Source organism: Dokdonia sp. Dokd-P16 (assembly GCF_003095655.1).
In the GTDB taxonomy this organism is placed as follows: domain Bacteria; phylum Bacteroidota; class Bacteroidia; order Flavobacteriales; family Flavobacteriaceae; genus Dokdonia.
Genome location: NZ_CP029151.1, coordinates 2,482,477 through 2,503,346 on the forward strand (window position 1 = coordinate 2,482,477; position 20,870 = coordinate 2,503,346).

A 20,870-nucleotide genomic window follows, 5' to 3' on the forward strand; every position below is an offset into this window, starting at 1 on the left:
TTTATTCAGGAAACACAACACTTTCATACGCTCCAAAGTCTGAATTGCTCGTACGGCTTGTGCCTATAATATCTATTGGGAATTGGCTTGAAGCACTTTGAAGTCCAAGATCGTTGCTTGCGGTGTTTTCTCCTACTTGAAGCATGTTTTCTGTAGGCTCAAAGAAATCTGGATCTTCACCTCTTATAATGTCTTGATAGAAACTTACGTTTGTAAAATCAAATAACGGATTTTCATTAAAATCTCCAAAGTCATCATCAAAGCGAATCTGAGTGTTTGTAAACTTAAAATTAAACGGAGCACTATCATCTTTATTAAAACCTAACTCCTCATCCTGATTACCGTAGATGATACAATTTGTAAAATTAGCTTGGGCAAGTTCGCCTACTAAAAGAGTGTCCCCACTAAGAAGTGTATTGTCTATAAATACTGCGGGCGTATTTCTGAAACTTTGTGTCCAGTAATTTGCAAAGGTGCTATGTGTGAAGTTGTAGCTGCCACCCAGTTGTATAAGCATAGCAAACTGACCACAGTTATTAATCACAGTATTAGAAGCTTCCACTGCCGAAAATCTATTGAGTAACCCCACAGCAGATGCATTGTAAATCTGAGTGTTGCTAAGTGACAAACCTGCAGTAGCTGAGTTGTTTGCATTAGATTCATTAAGAATTCCTACCGTGGCATTTTTAATAGTCGCATGATTGATGCTGTTATTAATACTTCCATCCGTAAGTAATATAGTTCCCCACTGTCCTGGAACATTAGAAAAAACGGGTTCCAGTCTATCGCTTTCAAATATTACTTCATTTTCAAGAAGTACGCTATCTGTGCTTAATAATCCGTTTACTTGTAGCGATGCATTATCTGCAATGAGTAAGCCGCTATCTGCATGGAAGTGAATGCGTGCGCCAGCTTCTATGTTGAGCGTTTTAGCGTCAATTCCGCTAGGATCTCCTACAGCCATATATCCATAAATGACATAAGGCTTATCATTTGTAAAAGTAAGCTCATCATCCATGAGATAGCGTCCTTCTAGCGAAGTTTCTACATCATTTACGGTAAGTGTTTCTACTATTCCAGTAGCTCCATCACGTTCTGGAAAAAGAAATATAGCATCTTTAACCAAGGTTACAAGATCTACTTGTTGCGTTGTTCCTGTGCTATTAAACTCTATAATATCTGTATATAAAAACTCATTAGAACCATCGCCTACACTATTTATATCAAGAGTAGTTTCTACAAAAACAAAGATGCTGTCATTTGCAAGAATCTCTACGTTTTCAAAAGTTCTACCAGGCACTCCATCAACGTTAAGTCTATAATTTGAAGATTCACCTAGTCCTAAGCGTACACTTGGGATAGCAATATCCTCGTCACTGCGGTTATATACTTTTAGATTATACGTGCTCGACCCTATGTTTGTAAAAACAGTATCTAGAAAAATAGTATCTCTAGAGAATTCAAGATTCCCAGTGCTTGCTGTCGTTTCAAAATCATTACGACAAGAGCTAAAGCTTATAATTCCAGCAAGGACGATGAGTAGATATATACTGCGCATGTAAATGTAGTTTGTAACAAATATAACGCATTAAGTGTAGTGTTTTTAATGTCCTTTTTCTTTCTTGAGACGCTTCTTTTCTAGTCTCTCTTCTTTCTTAAATTGTTTGTAGTCGTGTATGGAAACCTCACCTAAAAGCATGTTTTGATCCTCATCTTTAAAATTTACATTAATTTCAAGTTGTGAGCCCACGAGAATCTTACGTGGTTCGTATCCTAAGAAGCTATAAATAATAGTTTCTCCTGGAAACACTTTGAGACTATAATCTCCATCAAAATCAGTTTGGTAAGCTCTTGAAGTTCCATTTACAGTAATATTCACTCCAGGTAGCGGACCAACCATGTCGGTAACAGTGCCTTTTATGGTTACTAGTTTTTGTGGAGTTTTATGCTTTCGCGAAAGCGAACCAATTCCTAAACTATCATATGCATTAATAGGTAATTCAACGGGTGCTATGTCTCCAGTGATAAAGACCTCTTCTGTGGTTTGAGATACTGCATCTCCAGCCGAAAGTGTAGCGATAGGTACTAACAAAGAAGCTGCGTATTGCGCAAAACTACGGCCTTTATGACGCGATAAAGATAGGGGAGTACCTAGCTGGTCTTTTCTAAAACGACCGCAAATCGAATCTCCACTCACTATATGATCACGTAATTGTATTGTAGTGTGTGATGTGAAATCTATGACCTCTTTACTGCATACAGCGCAGTGTTTTCCTTGCTGGGTAGGAGTCATTTTATTCCAGTCTTCATGACATGGCTTTGGGATTGTAATGGCGATAGGCTTTTTCATAATGCTTTGATTAACTGATGTAAATCTAGTTAATCAAGCATCTTGCCAGTATCGTAAATGAGTAAACGCGCGGTTACGGTGAGTAAACCGTCTATTTTTCTACAATCTCTATTTCAAATAAGGTGTTCCAGTGTTTTCCAGTAACAAAAAGACGACCCTCATTTGCTTTATAAGCGATTCCATTGAGAACTTCATTATCAGGGTCAAGCCCTGATTGTACTTCCTTTTTAAGTCCTTTCAGATTTATAAGAGCTTCTAATGCACCAGTTTTTGGATCAATAATAGCTATCGACTCTCGCTGATAAGTATTTGCGTAAATTTTTCCATTGATAAATTCAAGTTCATTTAATTGAGACATAACTCCATTGTTGTGCGTAGGCTCTATATAAGATTGCTCAGAAAGATTAGAAGGGTCTAGCGTCCAGATTTTGCTAGTTCCGTCAGACTTATAAATCACTGAACCATCATTTGTAAGTCCCCAGCCTTCTTTACTTTGATTGTAAGCAAATGTACCAGTCCTCTCGAAGGTATCTTTATTGTAAATAAAGCCTGTATTTTCCTGCCATGTGAGTTGGTAGATATTGTCTCCTATAATCGTCATGCCTTCTGCAAAATAAGAGTTGTCTAGCTTTACTTCTTTAAGTACTTCGCCAGTTTTATAGTCAAGTTTGCGCAGTGTAGATTCGCCATAGCTTCCATTACTTTCGTAAAGTGTATCTCCTACAAATTCTAGTCCTTGTGTGTAAGCATCTGTTTGATGTGGGTATCTATTTATGATTTTGTATCCGTAAACTTTAGGAGCTACGGTGTGTAGTATATTTATTTTTTTAGTGGTAGTTGTTGTACCATCTGGAGTGCTTATCGTTGCTGTTAGAGTTCTTCCTCCTAATTTTGGCGAGGTAAGGGTTGTTGTGTATTTTTCAGTGTCTTTTTTACTTCCTAAACGGGCACCATCTAGATCATAAACGACAGAGTCTACAGTGATGTTTTTTTTGGCTTTAAGCGAGATTGCAATCTCTCCACCATTTTTTATAGAATTTTTAATAGCACTAGTCTCGATGGTGAAGATGCCATCTAGTGATCCTGTATCTCCACAGCTTATGATAAGAAGTGGTAAAAGTAATAGAATGAGGTGCTTAGCGTATGCTGTCATGTGATGTTGAATTTTAAGGCAATTTAAAACAAAAAATCGGGCAAAAAAACCTTGCGACTTCTCAAAGAAGCTATATCTTTGCAGCGGCAAGTCCTACACAACCAGCTCCTGTCGAATCCCCCAGGGTGGGAACGCAGCAAGGGTAGATGGTCGTAGCGGTGTGATGTAGGTAGCTTGCCATTTTTTGTGCGCACAAGTCAAGTAATTTGACTCTATATATAAAGAATCCCAAATTTCATAAGCTATTGAAATTTGGGATTTTGTTTTTTACGCTTTCGCGAAAGCGCAATTACACCTCAAAAAAAAGCCATCTCATTATGAGATGGCTTTTTACTTTATAATGTACGAGTGCTTAATAGCCTACACGTTCTACAATCTCAAGACCGTAGCCTACGATGCCTATACGTTTAAGACCTTCACTATTAGTCATTAGTTTTACTTTTGATATGCGCAGGTCATGTAAGATTTGCGCTCCTATGCCAAAATCTTTTGAGTCCATTACTACGTTAGGAGCTTTCATCTCTCCTTCTTTCTGTAACGTTTTTAGTTCGCTTAATCTTCCTAGAAGATTTGCACTTGCATTCTCTTGATTTATAAAGACAATGGCTCCTTTACCTGCTTCATTAACTGCACGAAACATATCATCTAGTTTGGCATCTGGATTGTTTGTAAGCGTGCCTAGTAGATCATTATTAATTTGAGTCGAGTTTACACGTACAAGTACGGGCTCATCATCTTCCCAGCCACCTTTAGTAAGTGCTATGTGAACGGTGTCATTTGTAGTTTGCTCGTACGCACGAAGTCTAAAATCTCCAAAACGTGTTTTAATCTCAAAGTCTTCTTTTTTATCAATAAGGCTATCGTGATTCATACGATAAGCCACGAGGTCTTCAATAGAGACTATCTTTAGATCAAATGTTTTGGCAACTTCTAGAAGCTGTGGCAATCTAGCCATTGTTCCGTCTGCATTCATGATCTCCACAATAACTCCTGCAGGTTTAAAACCAGCGAGTCTTGCGAAATCAATCGCAGCTTCTGTGTGTCCAGTGCGACGTAGTACACCTCCTTCTTTCGCTTTAAGCGGGAAGATATGTCCTGGTCTACTTAAATCGTAAGGTTTTGTATTTGGGTTTATTAATGCTTGTACCGTTTTTGATCTATCTGAGGCAGATATTCCAGTTGTAACTCCATTGCCTTTAAGGTCTACAGAAACGGTAAAAGCAGTCTCCATAGGATCTGTATTACTCGTTACCATCATGTTGAGATGTAACTCTTCACAACGATCTTCTGTAATAGGCGTGCATATAAGACCGCGACCATGAGTAGCCATAAAATTGATCATTTCTGGTGTCACTGCTTCTGCAGCAGCTAGAAAATCTCCTTCATTCTCACGATCCTCATCATCTACTACAATGATTACTTTACCATTTTTAATATCTTCAATGGCTTCTTCAATAGTATGTAGTTGGATGCTTGTAGATGCTGTCTTTTGCATAGGTAATATTTTGTACAAAGATACGGGAACACCTTTGTTTTGTGTGTAAGTTTTAAGCGCAAAAAGTTATTTGCTGTCTTGATAATATCCTTGAACTCTTAGGTTTTCTATGGTGATGCCTAGTTGGTCAAGTCTATCAATAGCGGCTAAACGCATATCGTTAGAATACCCAAGATCTTTGTAATTTTTTACTACGTCCTTAAGTTGGTTAGAAGAAAAGGAGTCTAATAATTGAATCTCATCTTCCGTGAGAACGTATGATTTATCTACCGTAGGAGTGATGATAACTTCTTTTTTCTTTTTAGCAAATAATCTTTTAATAGGCTTAGGAACAATATCTACATCAAAGATTCCTTGGTCTGTAGTTGCTCTATAAGTAAGGTAAACACCTAGTGGCAGTAAAATGAATGTACTGAGCCAACTAGCGAAAAATGGACTTATAGAATTATTTTCTGAACTGTTTTTTGCAAAGATTCCTATAAAGTGAAAAGTCAAAAAGAGGACTACTCCAATTACTATGGGAAGCCCTAATCCTCCTTTACGAATGATAGCACCTAGAGGAGCGCCTACAAAGAATAGCAAAATGCAGCTAAACCCTAACACGTACTTTTCGTGCAGAGAGATTTCAAATTTACTGAGACGCTTTACATCTACTTTAAGTTTGTTCTTTCGATTCTCAAGATCTGCGACAGTGTTGTTTAAATTTGACTTTGCAATTTCTAGTATACGTACACGATCTTTTACTTCATAATTATCTAGGAGCGTGTCTTTAACCACCTTATCCTGAGCAGTAACTCCAGAATATAGAGAATCTAGTGATGTTAAGTTTGCTTTGTGTATATACTTGTCGCTAAAGGTAGTTCTGTCTTCTACGTATCTTTTAGATAACTCTGTGATGCTAGAGTCTAGTAAGACGATATTCATCATCTGGTAGCTGTTATTGATATCCTTATCGTCTAGGTCTACAGCATCTAGTTCACTCAAGTCAATATTAAGTGTGTATGTCTTAAAATAACTTTTTGCAAAAGGTTCTTTCTTACGCTCCTTATAATCTTTCTTTTGAACTTCAGAATAGTAATTACCGTCCGTAAGTTTTAAGGAAAGCGTAGGGGAGTCTATAGAACTTATGAGTTCACCTTCAGAAGCGATAATAACGGTATAGTTGCCTAGTCTTCCTTTTTCGGCTTGATGAATTACTATGTCTCTGAGGTATTGATCTCTATCGCCATATTTCTCAGCCACACGCATATTAAAATCTTCTGTAATCTCATTAAACTGTCCGCTACGTATAAGCATGGCAGGTTTAAGTTTACCTATATTTCTACGTAAATTTCTGAACTCAATTTGAGAAGCAGGAATTACATGATTTGCAAATAAGAAAGAGCCTATCGCAAGAAGAATCACAAAGTAAATCACACTTTTCATCGCCCGTTGTAGTGAGATTCCGGTAGACTTCATCGCCGCAAATTCATAGTTTTCGGCAAAGTTTCCGAAGGTCATGATACTAGTAAGGAGAACCGATAGTGGAAGTACTAGTGTTACCAGACTAGGCATCGCAAAAAGTAGAAACTTGAGAATAACATCAAAGTCAAGTGCTCGTCCCGCAAGTTCTTGTATATATAGCCAAACACTTTGTAAAACAAAAATGAACATCAAAATAGTGAAGATGCTCAGGAATGTTCTTACGAACGTAAAAAGAATATATCGGTCTAGTATTTTCATGTAAAAAGCTGAGGGCGCAAACAAAAATAAGAAGTCTGCGCCCTTGCTACTAGTATTATACTATTATAATTTATTGATGTAATAATCTGCGTACTTCGTCTTATCAAAAACAAATACATTTTTAGCCAAAGGTTGATTAGGCTTAAATGAATTTACAGTAATAGTCACTTTAGTACCATTCTTTTGTGTGATAATAAGCTTGTGTATATGCTTAGTCTGTGCGTCTACACCTAATAACGTATATTTTACGTCACTATTAGAGTCCATAGGAGTAAGCTTTACAAACTGTATTTCTCTTCCGTTTACTTTTTGCACGATGTCCATCTTCTGTGTGTAACCTTCATTAAAGAAGGATAACATTTTTGAAGGTGTAATTGCGTTTTCATCTTGATCACTCATTGCACTAATGGTGATTTCCTCATCTTCAGGAACAATAGTATAAACGTTCTTTCCATCAAATAATTGCGTAGTCCCCATAAGAGAAAGCTTGTAGTTGTTACCAGCCATGACTACGTTTCCTTTGGTCTCTTGATTTACACCTTCGGCTTCATTGCTTAAGGCATATTTAAAATCAATAGCAATGTTGTCATAGCTTTTTACCTTGGTGTCTACCTCTTTAAGTAGGGTTTGTGCTGTTTGCGCTTTCGCGAAAGCGGTCATAAGTAACAACAATACCACAGGCATTGCACGTTTTGCAAATTTGCGATAACCTTTTACTGCGACAGGAACTAACACTTTCTTAAAAAGGATAGGAGCCAGCCAAAAAATAAGTTTCTTTTTCATTTTGATTTATTCGTTATTTAGGAGTTGATCCAGTCCAGCCATATCTTGAACTAGTACTTGACGTGCTTTACTTCCTTCAAAAGGACCTACCACACCTGCAGCTTCTAGTTGATCTATGATTCTTCCAGCTCTATTATATCCTAGTTTTAATTTACGTTGTAATAGAGAAGCGCTTCCTTGTTGTGCAATTACTAAAACCTCTGCAGCATCTCGGAAAAGTGCATCCCTATCTGAAGCATCTATATCAAGACTTGTGCCACTCTCTTCACCTACATATTCTGGCAATAAGTGAGCGTCTGGATATGCTTTTTGATTACCTATATAATCTACAATACGTTCTACTTCTGGAGTGTCTACAAAGGCACACTGTATACGCACCACGTCATTACCTTGTGTGTACAACATGTCACCACGACCTATAAGCTGGTCTGCTCCAGAGGTGTCAAGGATGGTACGGCTATCTATTTTTGAAGTTACTCTAAAGGCAATACGAGCTGGGAAGTTTGCTTTAATAATACCTGTAATAACGTTTACAGATGGACGTTGTGTTGCAATGATTAAGTGAATGCCTATGGCACGGGCAAGTTGTGCAAGCCTTGCAATAGGAGTCTCAACTTCCTTTCCAGAAGTCATAATAAGATCTGCAAACTCGTCTACTACTAGTACAATATATGGTAAGAACTTGTGACCATTTTCAGGATTGAGTTTGCGTGCTTTAAACTTGACGTTGTACTCCTTAATGTTACGACACATCGCATCCTTAAGCAAGTCATAACGATTATCCATCTCTATACACATAGAGTTAAGCGTGTTAATTACCTTAGAATTATCTGTGATAATTGCCTCGTCTGTGTCAGGAAGTTTTGCTAGATAGTGTCGTTCTATTTTATTGAACAGAGTAAGCTCCACTTTCTTAGGATCTACCAGTACAAATTTAACTTCGGCAGGGTGTTTTTTGTACAGTAGCGAAGTTAGGATTGCGTTGAGACCTACAGATTTACCTTGTCCCGTTGCACCTGCCATAAGGAGGTGAGGCATTTTGGCAAGATCTACTACAAAAGTTTCGTTTGATATGGTTTTACCTAGTGTAAGAGGCAACTCCATTTCTGCTTCTTGAAACTTCTTACTAGCCACCGCAGATCGCATACTCACAATACGCGGATTCTTATTAGGCACCTCGATACCTATAGTTCCACGTCCAGGGATAGGAGCAATAATACGTATACCCAGTGCACTTAGTGATAGCGCAATATCATCTTCTAGGTTCTTGATTTTTGAAATACGAACCCCAGCTTCTGGCACAATCTCATATAATGTTACCGTAGGCCCTACGGTAGCTTTTATATTTGAGATTCCTATTTTATAATTGTTAAGCGTCTCAACAATTCGATTTTTATTTTCTTCAAGCTCTGCTTGATTAATAGTAATTCCTTGACCGTTTGTATAATCTTTTAATAGATCGATAGGAGGGAACTTAAACTTGCCAAGTTCTAGCGTAGGGTCAAATTCGCCAAAATCTGCAACGAGCTTTGAGCTTAAATTATCTGTGAGTTCTTCCTCTTCAATTGGTTTTTCTACCTCTACTGCTACTTCTTCCACAGGAACGACAACCTCTTCCTCTGGAGCTTTCGTTACTTGAAAACTACTAGATGCTGGTTCAGGGTCTTTTTTGGTGAGTGTAGGCTGTAAATCTTGAACGTTTTGTTTAAAAGTAGATGGCTTAGGAGGTGTTGTGGTTTCCGCTTTCGCGAAAGCGGTCTCATCCTCAACCTTTGTTCCTTTTAAAAATTCTTCGGCCTCGTAAGTAGAGGAGTTGTCTACAATAATAGGTTCCTTTCCATCTTCTGAAAACTCACCAGCGAGGTTACTGCGTTGTTTGTTAATGAAAGTAGATATACGCTCTGGTGTAAGTTTTAAACGTACAACTAGATAGACAATAGCTAGAAAAGCCATCACAATGATTGCTCCGGTGAGACCTAAATAATCTTGCAAGAAGTCATTGATTTCATAACCTACGGTGCCTCCAAGGATGTCATTCTTTTTATGGAAAAACCCAAGAAATACAGCTAGCCAAAGCATGAGCAAGATTCCCCAAAACCAATATCTTTTTAATGACGTCTTTGCGTAATCAAAAAAGTAATGTATTCCAGTAAGTGCTGTGAGAATACAAAGTGCGAGGGCCGGTATACCAAAACCTTTATAGATAAAGAAATGGCTAATACGGGCACCCACAAGAGAGAGCCAGTTTGAAGCTTCGTCTTCTCTGGTTCCTGTAGCGATAAGACTTTGATCTACTTTCCAAGTAAATAAGTATGAGATAAAAGAAAACAGCAAACCGAGACCAAGTAAGAATAAAAAACTTCCTAAAATGATCTGCTGCTGGCGTGTCAACTTAAAGGAAATAGATTTTCTAGGAGTCTTAGTGTTTGTTTTTTTAGCCGTGGATTTCTTTTTTGCCATGAAGCGTTCAAGGTTGTTTTTTTATGGGAGATAAAAGTACAATATTGAAACGGAAAAATGGGTAGTTTGGTGCGTTGTAGAGGTGATAATTATGTGGAGGAAAGTAATTGAGACTTATTAAGCACTATTATTGATTCTTAAAAATTAAATTATGCTGTAGATTGCAATATTAGTTTGAACATTAAGAGAGCGAAAAAATTAATCCTTCATTTTTTTGATATTTGTTAAAATCTGATTGCCTACTGTAACATCTGGAATATAAACAATAGTTTTTTTAGATTTTCCAAAATCCATTTCAATAACGTTTTGATATTTAGGAGTGTATTTTACACCTATGAATATAGAATGTTCTGAATCAATATTAGAAAGAATTTTTGAGGATAAAGGCTTTAAATACTTCTTTCTTATGAGTGTGGAGTCAAAAATGCCTTTCTCTATTGTGATGCTATCTTTTTCGACAATCCATTTGATTGTTCCGAAACTAATCCAGACTATTCCATATATTAATTTCAGAGTAAGAGCAACTAATAACAGAGTAACAAAAAAGTTTATATTTAAAGTGGTTACTAAGTAGAGTAAAATAAAGCTAAATAGAGTGTCAAACGCAACTATCTCTATAAAAAAGTAATTCTTGTATTTAAAATGAACTTCGTTCAAAATAATTAAAAAATACGTGGCACATAAATTATCCCAGCGACAATTACAGACGCTAATGCTGCGATACCTACAGCGCCCGCAGCTATATCTTTAATGCGACCTATCTTCTCATTAAAGTCTGGATGTATAAAATCTGCAATGCCTTCTATGGCGGTATTGAGGCCTTCGGCGGTCATTACGAGGCCTATGCACAATATTTGGGCAATCCACTCTGTGCGTGAGATGTTATAGTATAATCCAGCAATAGTAATTAGTATGGCAACGCCAAACTGTACTTGAATACTGGCCTCAGAGCGTATAAGTTGTATACCTCCTTGAAGAGAGTATTTCATTCCCTTGAGTCTTCCAGTAATAAATTTAATAGGCAATGGAGTGGAGGTGTATAGTTAAAAAAAATGCTGAGTATATCAGTCTGTGATACACTCAGCATTAAAGGTATGTATATTATTTAAGAGCGCTCATTGCACCTTCATAGTTAGGTTCTTGACCTACTTCTGGTACTTGCTCTGTATAGATTACTTTTCCAGCTTCATCGAGTACGACTACAGCTCTTGAGTGAAGACCTTCAAAGGCTCCACCTTCTATAGTTACCCCATAGTTTTTTCCGAAATCACCAGATTTAAAATCAGAAAGTGTGTGTACATTTTCTAGACCTTCGGCTGCACAAAAACGAGCTTGTGCAAATGGTAGGTCACGAGAAATACAAAGTACCTCTGTGTTTTCTGCACTTGAAATCTTCTCATTAAAGGTGCGTACAGATTGAGCACAAACACCAGTATCCACCGATGGAAATATATTTAATACAACACGTTTTCCTTTAAAGTCTGCAAGACTTGCAGTAGACATGTCATTTTTTGAAAGTGAAAAATCTGGAGCTGTTGTTCCTACTTTTGGAAGTTCTCCTATCGTTGTTGCAGCGTTTCCGCCTAAAGTGATATTTGCCATATTATTTTTTTTGGTTACGTAAAAGTACAGAAATGCGAGAGCAATTTTATTAAAAGTATGGTAAAGAAATTTTTAAGGAAATAGACTGTATCTATAAGGATGCTTCAGGTATTTCCCCTTTTACGGGACCTACGATCTCATTAGTAATCCATCCTCCATAAAAACCTCCAGGTTGTGGGCGTACCTTTTCATCATCTATATAACAATCTAGAATCGCTGGGTAAAACGAGATACTATTACTTATGTCTATAAATTCTTCATAAGGATCTGGATAACTCCATGCAGCATTTTTAAATGTAGTAGATGGTAGTGTAATGTCCCAGTAAGCCGCAGCTCCTTTCCACTCACAGTGCGAACTGCCAACGGCCTCCTCAAGCAATTCCATATCTATATCCTCTTGCGGAATATAATATGTGGGCGGGCTAGCAGTTTCAGTAATTCTAAATGCTCTTGTAGTAGCAGCGATAATAGTGTCTTTATGCCTTACAATAATCTGCCTTTGATCTATCGTAATTTTTGGTGGTCTTGGGTAATCCCACACAGATTCTTGCCCCTCACTAGGAGTGATAGCAAAAGGTGGTCTTTTTTGACCTCTATATTCCCAAGAGTCGCGGTGTTCTTGTATCCAGCTAGGTACTTTTTTCATTTTTATTCTAAAGATAACTTTTAAAGAACGTATAAAAAAAATGCGATGTCTGTAAGACATCGCATTTTAAAATTTATGTACTCAGTAGACTTAATTGTCTATAGATCCCATCACTCGTTGCATGAAGCCATTAAGTGCTTCTTTCTTTGCAGTACCACTTTGTATGTCTTTGTGCACCTCAAGCGCACCATACATATTTGAGATTAGTTCGCCTATAACGTCTAGCTCTTCATCTTTAAGAGAAGGAACTTCTGTAAGGTTTTCTAAAGTCTCCACAGTCTCAATAAGAAAATCTTGATCATTTTCTTCTATAAAACTAACGAGGTGTTTAATTACTGGTAACTTCATTTACGAGATCTTTAAGTACGTCAAACTTGTTAGTTTGCACTTGATTTTTAAATGCTCCTTTTGTAAACGTTGCAAATGTAGGAAGGTTATCTACCGTAGCCATTTTACGTGACTCTGGATTCTTCTCTGCATCTACGATTACAAATTTTACATTTTCATTTTCTGAAGCTAGTTTCTTGAACTTAGGCTTCATAATACGACAGTTACCACACCATGTTGCACTGTACTGTACAATAACAGTATCATTATCTGCAACAATCTGGTTAAGGTTATCTTGATCTAATTCTTGAATCATAGCTTCTTTATTATTTAGTTTGCGTGTGCAGCAAGGTAGCTAGCAACACCATCACGGTTTGCGCTCATTGCATCTTTTCCATCTTCCCAGTTTGCAGGACAAACTTCTCCTTTTTCTTGTACGTGTGTGTAAGCATCTACAAGTCTTAAAAACTCTGCTACATTACGACCAAGAGGCATGTGGTTTACACCTTCGTGAAAAACAGTTCCTTCCTCATCAATAAGGTAAGTCGCTCTGTAAGTAACATTGTCACCATCTACCATAACAGTTCCAGTCTCTTCATCAAAACGCTCGTTTGTCACGTCAAGAATCCCAAGTTGGTTTGCAAGATTACGGTTAGTATCTGCAAGAATAGGGTATGTTACACCTTCTATACCTCCATTATCTTTTGCAGTGTTTAACCACGCAAAGTGTACTTCTGGAGTATCACATGAAGCTCCTATCACTAGCGTATTACGATCTGCAAATGCTTGTTTTGCTGTCTCGAAAGCATGAAGCTCAGTAGGACAAACAAATGTAAAATCTTTCGGGTACCAGAAAAGAATGATTTTCTTTCCTTCTTCCTTAGCTTTTTCTAAGATGTTTAATTTAAAAGTATCTCCCATTTCATCCATCGCGTCAACAGCAAGGTTTGGGAATTTTTTACCAACTAAAGTCATTGTTCTAGGTTTATTTATTCGGGTGCAAAAGTACCTAGAAAAGTGACGTCATTATATATTGTAAAATGGGATAATTTTATAGCAGTATTGATTTTACTTATGCTTGTGCTTTAGGCATTGTAAATGTTATAGTTACGCTTTCGCGAAAGCGTAAAAAACCTATTTTGAAAAGAGGTTATCACTTGTTCCAAATTTCCTGTATCTATCTGCCGAATGTACAGCAAAACCATTACTTCTTACTAAACGATATGCTGTTCCCCAAGAGTCCGTTTTCCAAGTTTTAAGTAGCGGTCTACCATTAATTAAATTGTCAATGGATAGGATTTGCAGGTTTTTAGATTTGTATGAATGGATACGGGTTAGTATTTGAGCCATTTCATGTTTAGTATCCTGAACATTTAAAACTTGATCTTTATAACTGAAGTAGATTATAGAAATCGTTGCGGGAAGAAATATTGAAATAAAGATTACTATAAATGTAGGTTGACCAAAGAACTTTTTAAATGGCTTACGTTTATCTTCTTCTATTTCTTCATTTTCTATAGATTTCTTATGCTTATAGTCTGCAGAAATAAGGCCATAGTCCACTAGTAATATTAAAAGAAATTCAATCATTAAGCCGCCGAACGAGCATCCTTTATTTGCCTGATTTTAATATTAAACCCGGCAAAGAGAAGTGTCATAAATGGCGAGAGCCAATTAAAAATAGCAAATGTAATGTACTCTGCTACGCCTACACCTAAAACAGTGCTTTGATATGCACCACAAGTATTCCAAGGAATAAGTACAGAGGTTACAGTTCCCGAATCTTCTAGCGTACGAGATAAGTTTTCGGGCGCTAGACCTTTGTCTTCATATGCTTTTTTAAACATCTTACCAGGAATGACAAGGGCTAAATATTGATCTGAAGCAATAGCGTTGAGGCCAAGACAAGAAATCACCGTACTTGCAAAAAGTCCAAAAACAGTGTCTGCAACACTTAGCAATGCTTTAGTAATACGAGCTAATGCTCCTATACCATCCATAATTCCACCAAAAACCATCGCACTGATGATAAGTAGTATAGTCCATAACATACCTAAAATCCCTCCTGAGCTAAAAAGCTCGTTGAGTGTTTCATTAGGCGTCTCGATTGCCGTATCTGTCCAGATAGCTGTGAGAATAGCTTCTGTTTTTGAAGTTGATAGTATGTTTAAAATGTCTGGCTGAAAAATGTAAGCAAACACTGCAGCAAGAACAACTCCTACGCCTAGGGCAATTAATGGTTTTGTCTTCGTTACAATGAGTGCAATCACAACTCCTGGAACAATAAATAGGAGTGGAGTGATATTAAAGGTATCATCAATCACACTTAGGAGCGCAGTGATATCTGCGGTACCAGTAGTATCTATGCTTAAGCTGATGATGATAAAAACAATGAGTGTAATTACAATAGTAGGTACCGTTGTAAGTGTCATGTATTTTATGTGCGTAAACAAATCTGTTCCTGCCATTGCTGGAGCAAGGTTTGTAGTATCACTAAGAGGTGACATTTTATCACCAAAGTATGCTCCAGAAATCACAGCGCCCGCTATCATTCCAGTATCAATTCCCAGTGCTTGACCTATACCTATGAGTGCAATACCTACTGTTGCAGAGGTTGTCCATGAGCTTCCTGTGGCTATAGATATAATGGCTGCAATAATTACTGATGCAGGTAAAAATATGGTTGGATTGAGTACTTGAAGACCATAATATACCATTGCTGGTATGATACCACTCACAAGCCAACTACCAGCTAGCGCTCCTACAAGAAATAAAATCATGATGGGTACAAAAACACTTTTGAGGTTTTCCCAAACTTCGGCGAGCATTGTGCTCAGAGTGGATTTATTTAAGAAGCCTACAATAGCTGCTACCGCTCCACCCATTAAAAGGATATATTGATTTGAATATTCGCCAAGCCACTCACCATCCTTAAAGAAAATATTATAGGCTAATAAGCACATAAGAATCACCACTGGAATAAGTGCTTCCCATAAATTTAATTCGCGATTGTTAACAATATGATGGTTTTTTTGATCTTCCAGTTCTTTATTCATGAGAGTGTGCGGTTTCTATCCGTAATGTTACAATAATAGGAGGTATTCTGCAAGGCGTATGCTCAAAAACCAGCCATGTAAGATCATATAGTATTTTATATAAAAATAACTCAAAGCGCTATCTTCTTGATTTTTCATAAATTACATGGTCTTAAGTTGTCTAGAATAGGTCTCTTTCAAAAAAAAAGCGAGAATAAAGCGGTTATGCTTCATCCTCGCATATCAACAAAATTGAAAAAAAAATTAAACTACAACAGTTTGTAAAACTCCTACTTCTTCCATGCAAGACTTCATCATCTCATAAGTGCGCTCAATATCTGCATCAAGACCTATTGAAAATCTAATGAGTCCATCTGTGAGACCCATTGCTGTTTGCTCGTCTTCCGGGATTTCTGACGAAGTTGAGGTTCCTGGTGCGCTAAAAAGTGTTTTGTAAAAACCTAAACTCACTGCTAGATATCCAAGATTCTTTTCTTGCATTAATTCCATCAAGGCATTTGCTTTATCTAGAGAGCCTACATCTACAGTAAGCATTCCTCCGTAACCATACTTTTCGTTCATATGTCTATTAAACACTTCATGACTTGGGTGTGAGGCAAGACCAGGATAAACGGTTCTTAACCCTAGCTTTTCAAAACGCTCTGCCAGATACATAGCATTGTGACTGTGTTGCATCATACGTATATGAAGTGTACGTAAGTTTTTAAGAACAGAAGCAGCGCGTAGACTATCCATTGTGGGACCTAGCAGCATACTTGCACCATCATTTACATTGCGTAGTGCATCTATAAATTCTTGCGTACCGCAAACCACACCACCTACAGTGTCTGACGATCCATTTATAAATTTAGTAAGACTGTGTATCACTACATCTGCTCCGTGTTGCACGGGAGAAATAGAAAGTGGAGAGAATGTGTTATCCACCACAAGTTTCAAGTTATGCCTTTTGGCAATTGCCGAAAGTGCTGCAATATCTGCAATTTCTAAAAGCGGATTACTAACAGACTCACAGTATAAAACTTTTGAATCTTTTGTAATTGCAGCCTCAACTACCTCAAGGTTTGTGATATCCACAAAGCTCGTTGTAATATTAAGCCTTGGTGCAAAATTCTTTAAAAATGCATACGTCCCTCCGTAAATAGTACGACTAGAAACTACATGATCACCTGCTTGGCATAATTGTAAAAGCACCGGTGTGATAGCTCCCATGCCACTAGCAGCAACGTTTGCCGTTTCTGTACCTTCCATAGCAGCAAGTGCCGCACCTAGATATAAGTTTGATGGAGTACTATGTCTTGAGTATAAATAACATCCGTCTGCATTACCTTCAAAGGTGTCAAACATTGTTTTTGCCGAAAGGAATGTATAGGTAGAGCTATCTGAAATAGAAGGGTTAACTCCTCCAAATTCTCCAAAATATTGTAAATCTTGAATCTCGTTTGCTGGCTTGAATTTCATAGTATAAGATGGTTAATGCGATAGAAACCTATAAAGGTTTTTATTTCTAGCGTTGTTAGTATAAAAAATCAGCTTTTATAATAGTATAATCTATAAGTGGGGAGTATGTATGCGTTTGGTAAATGTATGTGAATGTAGATTTATAGTCAACGCTATCCATTAATTATAGATTTTAAAACTTTATTTTTGATAAAAAATAGAATTTAGCTTTCGCAAAAGCGCAAAATGATAACCCTCACTGATAATTTTTCTACCATGAAACTTGACGATATAGATAAAAAGATATTAGGTTACCTTCAGCATGATGCCAAAATCACAAATAAAGAGCTCTCTGCAAAGTTGAACCTTTCTGTAACTGCCATTTATGAGCGTGTAAAAAAGATGGAGCGCTCTGGTGTTATCTCACAATATATCACACTCATTAATAAGGAGATAGTAGGACTTGGTTTTCAAGTGTTTTGTCATGTGAAACTAGAAAAACATGCGAAGGATGCTATAGATTCTTTTGAGAAAGAGGTGACCGCACTTGATGAGGTGCTAGAGTGTTTTCACGTAAGTGGTGACTATGATTATCTATTAAAGGTGCTTGTGAGAGATATGGAGCACTTTCGTAATTTCATGGTAACAAAGCTTACTACACTTAAATATATAGGGAGTACTCAGAGTTCCTTTACGATAAGTGAGGTAAAGAATACCACAACAATCTCCGTATAATGAATAGTAAATACTATGTGCTTTCGGAGTTTTTTGTGCTCTTTGTGTTGTTACCATTAAGTCTCTTGCTGCCTTATGATTTCAAAATAAAAGTAGCTAGTGTGCTCATAGGTTTTACTTATTTACTTGTAGTGCTTTTTAAGAGTGGTTCTGTAAGCTTCAAAGTAGAGCGGTCTATAAATTGGCTTTCTTTTCTAAAGGAAACTACTATAAAGTTCATAGTTATAGCAGCAATAACAGCCCTCTATGTTCATATGGTACAGCCTTCAAGTTTGTTCTGCGTGCCATTAAGCAATCCAGGATTGTGGGTGATGATTTTAGTTGTATACACCTTTCTGTCAGTATGGCCACAAGAGGTGATTTATAGAACTTTTTTCTTTAATCGTTATGACGTTTTCTTTAAAGACAAGCGATTGCTTATCGTGGTAAATGCGATTGTATTTGCAGTGGCGCACTTATTTTTGCGCAACACCTTAGTCATTGTACTCACCTTTATAGGCGGATTATTATTTGCTTATACCTTTAAGAAAACAAGATCTACCACCCTGGTATCTATAGAGCACGCTTTATATGGTAACTGGTTATTTACAGTAGGGATGGGACAGATGCTTGCCTTCCCAGGGATGGAGGCGTGTTAATCTATAGCAAATGAGCATTTATCTTTAATTAAGATTCTAGTAAATAGTGTAATTTTGAACTATGGAAAACAAGTTTCATTCACTAAGGCAACATTTTGAAGAGTTATACTCGTTGACAGATGAAGAGTGGAATTTTATTGAGCCACACTTTCATTTTAAAACATTAAAAAAGCATCAATTTTTAATTCAAGCAGGGCAGGCTGTCAATTTTGAATACTGGATTATCAATGGCCTTGTGAAAGCCTATCACATAGATGATAAAGGTAAAGAGCACATTCTCCAGTTTGCAATGGAGAAATACTGGGTGAGTGATCACTGTGCTTTTCAGCATCAAGAACCAGGAACTATAATTGTAGATTGTCTAGAAGATTCTGAATTTTTCTGCTTGTCATTAGAAGATAGGGAGAAGATTTGTCTTGCAGTGCCAGCTGTTGCTAATTTCTTTAGAGTTAAATCAAACCACGGTTATATAAACCTGCAAAAAAGAGTGTTGTCATTACTTACAATGACTGCAGAAGATAGGTATCAATACCTAGTTACTAAACTACCTGCTTTAATACAGCGCGTGCCTAAAAAATTAATAGCTTCCTATTTAGGCGTTTCTAGAGAGACTTTAAGTCGTTTTAATAGCTAAAAGTGATCTAAATCACATTTTTATATTGATCTACCTCACATTAAAACTGTGAGGTATGTCCTCGCACACCCCTTTGTTTTCATAGAATTTTGTATCCAACAATTAAAAACAAATTATTATGAAAACAACAAGAACACTACTCTTAGTATTAGCAATAATTTCATTTGGGTTTACATCTTATGCACAAAATGGTAAAGGATTTTCTTCTGGTAATTCTTATGGTGTAATTAACATAGATGGATATGTTGATTTACTACCAAAAGAACACCACGGTATCATTAAAGACATCAGATTAATAGACCGCGAGCACGCAGGCGTAAGAATCTTTCGATTATATGACGAAGTGCCTATGCATTACCACGCAAAATCTGATGCCTACCTCTACATTTTAAACGGCAAAGCAGAATTTTATGTTGCAGATCAAGGTCCTGTTGTTGCAGGAAAAGGCGACTTACTTTTTTGGGGAAAAGGTACAGCACACGGTAACGGAAAAATTTTAGAAGGTCCGTTAGACGTTCTCGTTTTTGACGCAATAGCCAGAGACCCTAGCGATGTTATTTGGGTAGACCCTTCAACCCAAAAGAAATTTTTAGGCAACTAAGCAAATCATATTCAATTTTAAAAAACAATAACGATGAAAACAGTAACAATTATAAAAACAGTCTTGTTTGCATTTGTAATGAACTTTACACTATTTGCACAAGCACAATTAGAAACTATAGCAACATTTCCAGAATCTAGACCAGGGAATATAACCGTGTCTAACGACGGAAGGATTTTTGTAACAATGAGTGCTTTAAGCGCTTCAAAATATATGGTAAAGGAAATTTTGCCAAGTGGAGAAGCTATTCCTTTTGGAGATAAAGAATGGATTGTAAAACCAGAAAACGGAAGCATAAAAGGTATCAATTCAACTATCGGAATTCAAGCTGATGCTAACGGAATTCTTTGGGTGTTAGATATGGGTAACGTCAAGCAAAATCAGGCTCCAAAATTGGTTGGTTTTGATTTAGTTACCGGTAAAGTCACAAAGGTGTTTCCAATTCCGAATACGGTATTGTCATCAAAACCTTTTTTACAAGATTTTGTGATTGATGTAAAAAATAACACTGCTGTAATTGCAGATATGACCGATGCTTTAAATCCACCAATTGCACCAGCTTTTGTCGTGATAAATCTAGAAACGGGTTATATAAGACGCGTTTTGGAAGGGAATGCTTCATTTTTGCCTGCTGATGAACCAGTGAAAATTCACGGTAGATTGGTTTCCCACAAAAGAAAAGACGGTACTACCATTCAACCAAGATATCCTTTAAACCCAATTTCTATAGATGACGAAAACAATTACATCTATTATGGAGCAATGGGAAACACCAAAATTTACCGCATACCGTCTGCTTTATTAGCTGATGAAAGTAAGCAAGACAGCGACCTAAATAAGTACATCGAGTTTTATGCCAACAAACCAAAATCTGACGGATTTAAAGTAGGTGCAAACGGAAAAGTATATGTAACCGATGTTGAAAATTCAGCTATTGTAGAAAGTACGCCTGCTGGAATGAAAACCATTGCGCAATCTAAAAAAGACCTGTCTTGGCCCGATGGTGTTGCAATACACGGTAACTACTTATATATCGTAGCAAATCAACTTCACAACCTTCCTTTATTAAATGAAGGAAAAGATGCTAGTAAACCGCCTTACTTGGTGTTAAAAATGAAGATTCAAGAGTAGGTATTTCAAAAAAAATAAGTGATGTATGCGCAGTGTTAAATGTGACATACATCACTTTAAAATGGTGATGTACATCCTCGCACACCCCTTGCTTTAATCG

At 37.0% G+C, this 20,870-nt stretch carries 22 protein-coding genes and 1 other RNA gene; 6 read left to right on the forward strand and 17 right to left on the reverse strand.

Going from position 1 to position 20,870, the window contains the following annotated elements; translation table 11 throughout:
• Window position 1: 1 nt before the first annotated feature.
• The 3 genes from DCS32_RS11160 to DCS32_RS11170 form a co-directional block, all read right to left on the reverse strand.
• Entirely contained in the window at window positions 2–1,558 is a 1,557-nt protein-coding gene (locus DCS32_RS11160; RefSeq protein ID WP_108878331.1) for a hypothetical protein, read from the reverse strand.
• Between the two features lie 45 nt (window positions 1,559–1,603).
• Window positions 1,604–2,350 carry a carboxypeptidase-like regulatory domain-containing protein gene (locus DCS32_RS11165; RefSeq protein WP_108878332.1) on the reverse strand — a complete coding sequence of 249 codons (747 nt, stop codon included), beginning with the start codon at window positions 2,348–2,350 and terminating at the stop codon, window positions 1,604–1,606.
• Between the two features lie 91 nt (window positions 2,351–2,441).
• A complete protein-coding gene (locus DCS32_RS11170; RefSeq protein ID WP_108878333.1) occupies window positions 2,442–3,503 on the reverse strand; it encodes a glutaminyl-peptide cyclotransferase in 1,062 nt (353 codons plus the stop codon).
• Window positions 3,504–3,587: 84 nt separating this feature from the next.
• Here DCS32_RS11170 and ffs point away from each other — a divergent pair.
• Window positions 3,588–3,686, forward strand: an RNA gene (gene ffs / locus DCS32_RS11175) — signal recognition particle sRNA small type.
• 169 nt (window positions 3,687–3,855) lie between these two features.
• Here the strand turns inward: ffs and ribB are convergent.
• The 14 genes from ribB to DCS32_RS11245 form a co-directional block, all read right to left on the reverse strand.
• Window positions 3,856–4,998, reverse strand: a complete 1,143-nt coding sequence (ribB, locus tag DCS32_RS11180) for a 3,4-dihydroxy-2-butanone-4-phosphate synthase (protein ID WP_013749709.1) — start codon at window positions 4,996–4,998, stop codon at window positions 3,856–3,858.
• 66 nt (window positions 4,999–5,064) lie between these two features.
• Window positions 5,065–6,720: an LptF/LptG family permease gene (locus DCS32_RS11185; RefSeq protein WP_239057521.1), complete on the reverse strand. Its 1,656-nt coding sequence runs from the start codon at window positions 6,718–6,720 to the stop codon at window positions 5,065–5,067.
• Window positions 6,721–6,783: 63 nt separating this feature from the next.
• On the reverse strand, window positions 6,784–7,503 hold the full coding sequence (locus DCS32_RS11190) for a LolA family protein (RefSeq protein WP_108878334.1): 720 nt from the start codon (window positions 7,501–7,503) through the stop codon (window positions 6,784–6,786).
• Between the two features lie 6 nt (window positions 7,504–7,509).
• Window positions 7,510–9,963, reverse strand: coding sequence for an FtsK/SpoIIIE family DNA translocase (locus DCS32_RS11195; protein ID WP_108878335.1), 2,454 nt, complete (start codon window positions 9,961–9,963; stop codon window positions 7,510–7,512).
• A 198-nt stretch (window positions 9,964–10,161) separates the two neighbouring features.
• Window positions 10,162–10,620 (reverse strand): hypothetical protein, encoded by a 459-nt coding sequence (locus DCS32_RS11200; RefSeq protein ID WP_108878336.1) that lies wholly within the window; start codon window positions 10,618–10,620, stop codon window positions 10,162–10,164.
• Between the two features lie 5 nt (window positions 10,621–10,625).
• Entirely contained in the window at window positions 10,626–10,952 is a 327-nt protein-coding gene (locus DCS32_RS11205) for a diacylglycerol kinase (protein WP_108878337.1), read from the reverse strand.
• 112 nt (window positions 10,953–11,064) lie between these two features.
• Window positions 11,065–11,565, reverse strand: a complete 501-nt coding sequence (tpx, locus tag DCS32_RS11210; protein WP_108878338.1) for a thiol peroxidase — start codon at window positions 11,563–11,565, stop codon at window positions 11,065–11,067.
• Window positions 11,566–11,656: 91 nt separating this feature from the next.
• A complete protein-coding gene (locus tag DCS32_RS11215; protein ID WP_239057522.1) occupies window positions 11,657–12,211 on the reverse strand; it encodes a DUF427 domain-containing protein in 555 nt (184 codons plus the stop codon).
• A gap of 90 nt (window positions 12,212–12,301) precedes the next feature.
• Complete coding sequence (locus tag DCS32_RS11220; RefSeq protein ID WP_013749699.1) at window positions 12,302–12,559, reverse strand: DUF6952 family protein; 258 nt, start codon at window positions 12,557–12,559, stop codon at window positions 12,302–12,304.
• Window positions 12,540–12,854, reverse strand: coding sequence for a thioredoxin family protein (locus DCS32_RS11225; protein WP_108878340.1), 315 nt, complete (start codon window positions 12,852–12,854; stop codon window positions 12,540–12,542). Before DCS32_RS11225 ends, DCS32_RS11220 begins: the two co-directional genes overlap by 20 nt.
• Before the next feature lie 14 nt (window positions 12,855–12,868).
• Window positions 12,869–13,513 carry a peroxiredoxin gene (locus DCS32_RS11230; protein WP_108878341.1) on the reverse strand — a complete coding sequence of 215 codons (645 nt, stop codon included), beginning with the start codon at window positions 13,511–13,513 and terminating at the stop codon, window positions 12,869–12,871.
• A gap of 159 nt (window positions 13,514–13,672) precedes the next feature.
• A complete protein-coding gene (locus tag DCS32_RS11235; protein ID WP_162533640.1) occupies window positions 13,673–14,101 on the reverse strand; it encodes a hypothetical protein in 429 nt (142 codons plus the stop codon).
• Window positions 14,102–14,127: 26 nt separating this feature from the next.
• On the reverse strand, window positions 14,128–15,594 hold the full coding sequence (locus DCS32_RS11240) for a Na+/H+ antiporter NhaC family protein (protein ID WP_108878343.1): 1,467 nt from the start codon (window positions 15,592–15,594) through the stop codon (window positions 14,128–14,130).
• 243 nt (window positions 15,595–15,837) lie between these two features.
• Window positions 15,838–17,052 carry an aminotransferase class I/II-fold pyridoxal phosphate-dependent enzyme gene (locus tag DCS32_RS11245; protein WP_108878344.1) on the reverse strand — a complete coding sequence of 405 codons (1,215 nt, stop codon included), beginning with the start codon at window positions 17,050–17,052 and terminating at the stop codon, window positions 15,838–15,840.
• Window positions 17,053–17,307: 255 nt separating this feature from the next.
• Here DCS32_RS11245 and DCS32_RS11250 point away from each other — a divergent pair, with 255 nt between their 5' ends.
• From DCS32_RS11250 to DCS32_RS11270, 5 genes are all read left to right on the forward strand, one after another.
• Window positions 17,308–17,766 carry an Lrp/AsnC family transcriptional regulator gene (locus DCS32_RS11250; RefSeq protein WP_108879286.1) on the forward strand — a complete coding sequence of 153 codons (459 nt, stop codon included), beginning with the start codon at window positions 17,308–17,310 and terminating at the stop codon, window positions 17,764–17,766.
• Window positions 17,766–18,404: a CPBP family intramembrane glutamic endopeptidase gene (locus tag DCS32_RS11255; RefSeq protein ID WP_108878345.1), complete on the forward strand. Its 639-nt coding sequence runs from the start codon at window positions 17,766–17,768 to the stop codon at window positions 18,402–18,404. The genes DCS32_RS11250 and DCS32_RS11255 overlap by 1 nt, the downstream gene beginning before the upstream one ends.
• Window positions 18,405–18,465: 61 nt before the next feature.
• Window positions 18,466–19,038: a Crp/Fnr family transcriptional regulator gene (locus tag DCS32_RS11260; RefSeq protein WP_108878346.1), complete on the forward strand. Its 573-nt coding sequence runs from the start codon at window positions 18,466–18,468 to the stop codon at window positions 19,036–19,038.
• Window positions 19,039–19,156: 118 nt separating this feature from the next.
• The gene (locus DCS32_RS11265) at window positions 19,157–19,639 is read left to right on the forward strand and encodes a cupin domain-containing protein (RefSeq protein WP_108878347.1); all 483 of its coding nucleotides are present in this window, start codon (window positions 19,157–19,159) and stop codon (window positions 19,637–19,639) included.
• A gap of 33 nt (window positions 19,640–19,672) precedes the next feature.
• The gene (locus DCS32_RS11270) at window positions 19,673–20,770 is read left to right on the forward strand and encodes an L-dopachrome tautomerase-related protein (RefSeq protein WP_108878348.1); all 1,098 of its coding nucleotides are present in this window, start codon (window positions 19,673–19,675) and stop codon (window positions 20,768–20,770) included.
• Window positions 20,771–20,870 lie beyond the last annotated feature (100 nt).